Genomic DNA, 6,751 nt, shown 5'->3' with positions numbered 1-6,751 from the left:
AGATAAGCTTGGGTTTCTATTTCATTAATAGGACATAAAAGACAGTAAATTTTAAAATCTTTGCCCAGGTTAGAAACCCAATTTGGATAGATATAACTAACATTTAATGGTTCGGGATGGAGTTGTCGCAAAGCAGGAAATAATAATTGAGATATTGACCAAATTTTGTCAATTTTATAATAGCTTTGAGCTTGATAATAAGCATCTACCCGGTGGTCATTTTCCGATAAGTCTATTAATTCTGCTGCTGCCCATGCTTGCCAATTTTGATGTAAATGTCCGTGGTGCATATCCATTAAATTTTCTACTAAATAAGAATAATGAGCGCGACATTTTATAACTGAGATTGTAGCAATATAATTGAGATGTTCCCACTCAGGAATTAATTGCGGAGAAACTAAATTTGCCAATGATTTATCTCCAGGAAATACCCAGATAAAACCGTTTAGTTCTTGGACTGGAAAGGTCTGAATTTGACAAGTAGGTAATTTTTGATTACTGGCTAAATAGGGTACATGAGAACATTTACCACTTGACTCAAAACGCCATCCATGATATGTACATTCTAATTCATCGGCGATCGCGCGACCAGAACTAAGTTTAACAAAACGATGAGGGCAAATATCTTCTAGACCATAGATTTTACCATTACAACCCCGGTAAAGAACTATTGGTTGATGCCAAAGGGTAATGCTTAAGGGTTGAGATTTAAGCTCTATACTACGAGCAACAGCATACCAATGATTTTGGTTAATTCCCAAGTTACGGATATCATGGTAGAAAGTAATTTTAGGAGAAGACATATATCAGTTATCAGTTATCAGTTATCAGTTATCAGTATCTCTATAGAATAGGGAGACTTGAAATACTGAAGTTTATTATTTTTATCCCCTATCGAAGGGGTGGCTATTTCATTCTAGTAAAACGCACCGGGGGATGAGTTTAGGAGGTGTGCGTCGGTGGAGGTCTGGGAGGTGTCAGGGGTGAAGGTATGGGGGGAAAGCCTGTTTTTATTAATGCAGCTTGCGTATATTCCAGACCCTGTACTCCCCACACTCCCCACACTCCCCACACTCCCCACATTCCCCACACTTCCCACACTCCCCACACTCCCCTTGCTTTCTGCTTACGGACAATATTTAAGAATTAATAACTCATTTAGTAGTTTTGCAGGAAAATTTAACAATGATTAATATTTCAGGTTACCAAATTATTGCTAAAATTTATGAGGGTACTAATTCCATAGTTTATAGAGCCAAGCAAGAGCCAGATAATCAGCCTGTTTTACTTAAATTTAGTAAAGGAAATTATTCTGCGGAATCTGAAAATAATCACTATAGAAAAGAATATGAAATTCTCAGGTCTTTAAATCTTTCTGGAGTAACTAAAGTTTATGGATTAGAAAAATATCAGAATACTCTAGTAATGATTTTAGAAGATTTTGGTGGTGCATCTCTCAAAACATTAATTGCTTCAGAAAAATTTACTATTTTGGGTTTTTTAAGGTTAGCCATAAAAGTAGCTGAAAGTTTAGCTGAGATTCACAGTGCTAATATTATTCATAAAGATATTAATCCATCTAATATAATTTTTAACCAGACAACAGGAGAATTAAAAATTATAGATTTTAGTATCTCTTCTGTATTAACTCGCGATCGCCATCAACTAGAAAATTCTAAAATTTTAGAAGGTACTCTGGCGTATATATCTCCAGAACAAACTGGCAGGATGAATTCTCCTATAGATTATCGTACAGATTTTTATTCTCTGGGTGTTACTTTTTATGAACTATTAACTCAGCAACTACCTTTTACTAATACTGATGCTATGGAATTAGTTCATGCTCACATTGCTAAACAACCAAAACCTCCCCATGAAATTAATCGAGAAATTCCACAGATTATATCAAATATTATCCTCAAATTATTAGCTAAAACTGCTGGGGAAAGATATCAAAGCGCTTGGGGTTTAATTGCTGATTTAGATGAATGTTTAAATCAGTTACAAATGACAGAAACAATAGTGGAGTTTCCTCTTGGTAGTCAAGATATTTCTGATAAGTTTCAAATACCAGCAAAACTTTATGGCAGACAATCAGAAATTGAAGCGTTAATGGCAGCTTTTGAGCGGGTGCGTGACGGTAGAAAAGAAATGATGTTAGTAACTGGTTATTCTGGTATTGGTAAATCGGCTTTAGTACAAACAATTGCTCAACCAATTATTCGTCAAGGTGGGTATTTTATCTGGGGAAAATTTGACCAATTTCAACGTAGTATTCCTTATTCAGCAATTGTCAGTGCGTTTTCTGAATTAGTCAGAATTATTTTAAGTGAAAGTGAAGCTAAATTACATGAATGGAGAAATAAACTTTTAGGAACTTTTGGTACTAACGGACAAATTATTATTGATGTAATTCCCGAATTAGAATTAATTGTTGGACCCCAACCAAAAATACAAGAATTAGGAGCAAATGAAGCTCAAAATCGCTTTAATATCATCTTTCAAAACTTTATTGGTTTATTTTGTAAACCAGAGCATCCTCTGGTTATTTTTCTTGATGATTTACAGTGGGCAGACTCTGCTACACTTAAGTTAATTAAATTAATGATGGTAGATGAAGAAACACAGCATCTATTGATAATTGGATCTTATCGGGATAATGAAGTTAATTCAACTCATCATTTATTGATGACTTTAAATGCGATTCGTTCTCAATCTGGGAATATTAATTATGGTCAGATAAATCAAATAGATTTAACTCCTTTAAAGTTTGAACATATTACTCAATTAATTGCCGAGACGTTACACAATGACAAAAATTCTGTCAAAGAATTAGCAGAGTTAGTAGAAAGAAAAACAGGTGGAAATCCTTTCTTTGTAAATGAATTTATGAAAACTCTCTATCAGGAAAGTTTACTGAAATTTGATTCTGAAATGATTCGGTGGGAGTGGGATATGGAAAAAATTACAGCACTTGATATTACTGATAATGTAGTGGAGTTAATGATTGGAAAATTAGAGAAATTACCAACCTTAACTCAGAAAGTTTTAAGTTTAGTTGCTTGTGTAGGTAATAAATTTGATTTGAATACTCTTTCATTAATTTATGAAAAAGAGTCTTATGCAACTTTTCAAGATTTATTACCTGCTATTCAGGAAGGATTAATTCTACCTGCTTCAGAAACAGAAACCAAAAATGTAGAATTGAACTTATATCCATTTTTAATTCTGAATTATAAGTTTTTGCATGACCGAGTACAACAAGCAGCTTATACTTTGATAGATGAGTCTGAAAAACAGGCTGTACATCTAAGAATTGGGCGTTTATTGTTGGAAAATACTCCTCTAGAATATCGCGGGGAAAGAGTTTTTGATTTAGTAGATCATCTTAATATAGGCAGAACTTTAATTACAGATGAACTAGAAAAAATTGAACTAGCAAAACTAAATTTAGAAGCGGGTAAAAAAGCTAAAGATGCTACAGCTTATGTAGCTGCTAAAGAATATATTACAGCAGGTATATCTCTATTAGATCGGGATTGTTGGAATCAAGAATATGATTTAACCTTTGCTTTATATAAAGAAGGAGCAGTAGGAGAGTATTTAAACAGTAATTTCTCAGAAAGTGAAGCATTAATTAACATAATATTAGAGCATTCTAAATCAATCATTGAGAACATAGAAGTTTATAATTTATTGGTTGTTCAATATACTTTACGGGGTCAGTATGAACAAGCAATTGCAGCAGGCAAAAAATCTCTAGCATTACTAGAAATAGAGCTACCAGAAACAGATTTACAGACAGCAATTAATCGGGAATTTGCCAAGATAAAAGAAAATTTAGGCAATCAAGAAATTGCCAACTTAATTAATGAAAAAGAGAAGCACACATCAAAATATAAAGTAGCTTTAACCCTATTAACAAATTTGATGACATCCGCTTATTTAACCAATCCAGAATTATGGAAAGTAATGGTACTCAAAGGTGTCAACATTTCCCTAGAATATGGTTCGGTTGCCGAATCATGTCTTTGTTATTCTAACTATGGAATAATTCTCAATAGTTATTTTGGAGATTATCACTCTGCATATCAGTTTGGTCTATTGGCATTAAAACTAACTGATAAATGGGAAATCTCAGGACTAAAATGTAAAGCTTGTTCTGGATTTGCTAATACATTAAGTTTTTGGTTTAAGCACATTAAAGAGTCTAATGTAATTAACCATGAAGGATATGGAGCTGCTTTAGAATCAGGAGATTTAGAATACGCAGGTTATCTTCTACATAACACAACAATTAATTCATTATTTCAAGGTCAACCTATCCCAGAAATATTGACAGAAATTGATCGCCATTTACAATTTACTCAAAAAACTAAAAATCAACTTTCTACAGATACTTTAATCGGAATTAAAAATCTTATCGAAAACTTGGCATCAAAACCTGAAAACCAGGATAGTGACCCTAGAATCAAAGAACAAATTAATTTCGATTTTGACACAGATGAAGAAGCAGAATATTTGGATAGTTGTCAACAACATCAAAACTTTCACTCCTTGTGTATATATCTTATTTACAAATCATATCTTTTCTATTTGTATGGAAACTTAGATGTAGCACTGGATAGCATTTTGTCAGCTAAAAAATATCTCGGATTTATTACAGGTGCTCTACCTACTACAGAATTTAATTTTTACTATTCACTAATTTTAACTACCCTTTACCCAAACGTTTCTCAAGTTAAGCAAAAAGAATATTGGCAGCAACTAGAAAAAAATCAACAGCAGATGAAAGTTTGGGCAGATAATTGTCCAGAAAACTTTGAACATAAGTATTTATTAATAGCAGCAGAAATTGCAATTATTTCTGGACAAAATTCAGCAGCAATAGACTTATATAATCAAGCTATAGAATCTGCTAGCAAAAATGAATTTATTCAATATGAAGCATTAGGTAATGAATTAGCAGTAAAATGTTGGTTAAATCAAGATAAACCTAAATATGCAAAAGTTCATTTACATGACGCTTACTATAGTTATCAAAATTGGGGGGCAAATAAAAAGCTAAAAGATTTAGAAAATAAATATCCAGAATTAGAAAATATATTAACAGTTAAAAACTATATGATCGATCCTCAAAGCACAGCAATTTCTAGTGACACAGGCAATAATAGTCAGTCCTTAGATCTAGCAACAGTTATTAAAGCATCTCAAGCAATTTCTAGTGAGATTGTATTAGATAAATTACTATCTAAATTGATGAAAATTCTTATGGAAAATGCTGGTGCAGAAAAAGGCGTACTCTTGCTACTAAAAGAAGGCAAACTAATGAATAAAGCTGAAGCTACATTAGATTCTGAAGAAGCAGTAGTTCAAGAGACTCAAATGAATGAATCTGAAGATTTACCACTAACAGTAATTAATTATGTAGAACGAACACGCCAAGATGTTGTTTTAAGTAATGCTTTTGCTGAAGACCGTTTTACAACTGACCCTTATGTTGCCAGAATTAAACTTAAATCTGTTTTATGTACACCTATTATTAATGGAGGCAAACTTATCGGAGTTTTGTACTTGGAAAATAATCTAACTACAGGTGCATTTACTCCAGAACGTTTGGAGATATTAAGACTTTTATCATCTCAAGCAGCAGTTTCTTTAGAAAATGCAATGTTGTACGGTTCAGTCGAACAAAAAGTACAGGAAAGAACCCAGGAATTAAACGAAAAAAATCTCCGACTAGAGCAAACATTGCATGAGCTAAAACGCACTCAATCTCAACTAATTCAAAGTGAAAAAATGTCAAGTTTAGGACAATTAGTTGCTGGAGTCGCCCACGAAATTAATAACCCTGTCGGCTTTATTTATGGCAATCTTTCCCCTGCCAGTGACTATGTTTCTGACTTACTAAATTTGATTGATTTATATCAAGAACATTATCCTGAACCTGTAGATAAAATTCAAGATGAAATTGAAGATATAGACTTAGAATTTATCATACAAGACTTACAAAAAGTTTTGAATTCTATCAAAGTAGGAGCCGAACGTATCCGAGATATTGTGATTTCTCTGCGCAACTTCTCCCGCTTAGATGAAGCTGACATGAAACCTGTAAATATCCATGAAGGTATCGATAGTACCATACTAATTTTACATACTCGTATTAAAGAAAAGTCAGACAAACATGAAATTGAAATAGTCAGAAAATATGGTAATTTACCACAGGTTATCTGTTACGTTTCCCAAATTAATCAAGTGTTTATGAATTTACTTACTAATGGAATTGATGCTTTAGAAACTCTGCGGGATAAACAACAAGAATTTGACCGTAAACCCACTATTACAATTTCTACTGAAGTAACAGATTCGGAAACAGTAAAAATCAAAATTGCTGACAATGGCAGTGGTATTAGTTATCAAGCATTGTCTAAAATATTTGACCCATTTTTTACTACTAAACCAGTGGGAGTAGGTACAGGTTTAGGACTATCAATTAGCTATTCAATTGTAGTAGAAAAACATGAGGGTAATTTAAGTTGTAGTTCTGAAGTTGGAAAAGGTACAGAGTTCACAATTGAAATTCCTATTAAACCAGCAACTGGTAATTATAGTTAGAGGGAGTAGGGAATTGGGAATTGGGAATTGGGAATTGGGAAAAATATTCACTCCCTCAATATATTGAGCAACTCCTACTTATTCTGTGATAGTCTTTCTCAAGTTACTAGGGAATTGGGAATTGGGAATTGGGAAT

Annotated in this window: 3 protein-coding genes; 1 reads left to right on the top strand and 2 read right to left on the bottom strand. The window is 33.0% G+C overall.

Annotated features, from left to right (window positions below; genetic code table 11):
• Both F6K22_RS26240 and F6K22_RS26235 read right to left on the bottom strand, forming a co-directional pair.
• Positions 1–803, bottom strand: an 803-nt coding sequence (locus tag F6K22_RS26240) for an aromatic ring-hydroxylating dioxygenase subunit alpha (protein ID WP_293104820.1), incomplete at its 3' end; no start/stop codon positions are given.
• A gap of 139 nt (positions 804–942) precedes the next feature.
• Positions 943–1,110, bottom strand: coding sequence for a hypothetical protein (locus F6K22_RS26235; protein WP_293104818.1), 168 nt, complete (start codon positions 1,108–1,110; stop codon positions 943–945).
• A 75-nt stretch (positions 1,111–1,185) separates the two neighbouring features.
• On the opposite strand from F6K22_RS26235, the gene F6K22_RS26230 reads away from it, so the two are divergent.
• Positions 1,186–6,615 (top strand): trifunctional serine/threonine-protein kinase/ATP-binding protein/sensor histidine kinase, encoded by a 5,430-nt coding sequence (locus tag F6K22_RS26230; RefSeq protein ID WP_293104816.1) that lies wholly within the window; start codon positions 1,186–1,188, stop codon positions 6,613–6,615.
• Positions 6,616–6,751: the final 136 nt, after the last annotated feature.

The sequence above is a fragment of the Okeania sp. SIO2F4 genome (assembly GCF_010672385.1).
Classification (GTDB): Bacteria; Cyanobacteriota; Cyanobacteriia; order Cyanobacteriales; family Microcoleaceae; genus Trichodesmium.
The sequence above is the reverse complement of the archived record's forward strand: the minus strand, read 5'-3'. Positions and strand labels throughout refer to the sequence as shown.